Annotated in this window: 2 protein-coding genes; both read left to right on the top strand. The window is 30.7% G+C overall.

What is annotated here, in order from left to right:
- Positions 1-128: 128 nt before the first annotated feature.
- Positions 129-1,175: a uroporphyrinogen decarboxylase gene (gene hemE / locus HG1285_RS01945; protein ID WP_008289259.1), complete on the top strand. Its 1,047-nt coding sequence runs from the start codon at positions 129-131 to the stop codon at positions 1,173-1,175.
- A gap of 36 nt (positions 1,176-1,211) precedes the next feature.
- Positions 1,212-1,533: OsmC family protein (locus HG1285_RS01950; protein WP_008289258.1), on the top strand; the 322-nt coding region annotated here is incomplete at its 3' end.

Genomic DNA, 1,533 nt, shown 5'->3' with positions numbered 1-1,533 from the left:
ACTTCTTCATATTTCTACCTCCATATAAATTTTAAAACATATGATAATATATATAATGAAATAATTTTAATATTACAAGCATTTTTGTAATATAATTATAAAAAATTTTATTTTAATATGAGGAAACAATGATAAAACCTAAAAATGACCTTCTTTTGAGAGCTATAAAAAAAGAACCTATAGAAAGAACACCAGTATGGCTTATGAGGCAGGCTGGAAGATATATGCCTGAATATAGAGAGCTAAGAAAAACAGCAGGAGATTTTAAATCATTTTATAAAAATGTTGAACTTTCAGTGAAAGCTTCTGTTCTTCCTTATAAACTTTTAGGAGTTGATGCTACTATTATTTTTTCAGACATTCTTACACCGTTAGAACCTATGGGTTTTAATTTTGAATTTAGAGAAGGAGAAGGTCCTGTATTTTTAGAGCCTATAAAATCTCCTGAAGATATAAATAAACTTAGACCTTTAAATGTTGAAGATGTTAAATATGTTGGAGAAATTATAAAAGGTGTAAATGAAGAGCTTGATAGAGCTATCCCTACTATAGGATTTTGTGGAGCGCCTTTTACTCTGGCTGCCTATATGATTGAAGGAAGGACTTCCAGAGATTTCAAAAAGGCAAAAGCATTTATGTATGACAATCCACGGGATTTTAAAAAACTTTTAGATAAACTTGCTGATAGCTTAATTGATTATTTGTCTTTTCAGATTGAAAGCGGAGCAGATACTGTTCAGATTTTTGACAGCTGGGCAGGGCATTTATCACCTGATGATTATAAAGAGTTTGCCCTTCCTCCAGTAAAGAAAATAATAAAAAAATTAAAGGAAATACACCCAGAAATCCCAATAATTCATTTTACAAAAGGTGTGGCAGGATTTTTGGATTATATGATAACTTCAGGTGCTGATGTTTACAGCGTTGACTGGATGATAGATTTAAAAGTTGTAAAAGAAAAGGCTTTCCCAAAATCAGCAGTTCAGGGAAACTTAGACCCAATTGTTTTATATGCTTCTAAAGATGTTATAAGGGAAAAGATAATTAATCTTCTTGGGAAATGGGAAAAAGACAGTGGGCATGTTTTTAACTTAGGACACGGTCTTATGCCGGATATGGAATTTGAAAAAGTAAAATATCTGGTAGAAACAGTAAAGAAAGAAAGTGTTAGATGATATAATTTAATTTAAGCTATTTTGGAGGTTAAATTAATGGCTCCTGTAAAAGAAGAAAAAAGAGTTGTAGAGCTTTCATTTGAAGATGAAAAGTGGCTTGCAAAAGCTTTAAATGCTGAGGAAATTAAAGATATAGATATATCATCAATGAAAGTAAAAGCAACTGACCTTATGTTGATGTCTCTTGGATACTGTTTTGGAATTACAGTACAGGCATATACTAATCACAAAGGATATAAAATTGAAAATGTAAAAATTGAAGTACTTGGAGAAAAACATCCTAAAGAAAACAGATACGAAAAACTAACAATTAATGTTTCTTTTGATTCAGACCTTACTGAAGAACAAATCAAAGGGT

It is taken from the genome of Hydrogenivirga sp. 128-5-R1-1 (assembly GCF_000171895.1).
Note: the sequence above shows the minus strand (reverse complement) of the source record. Positions and strands in the feature narration are given on the sequence as shown.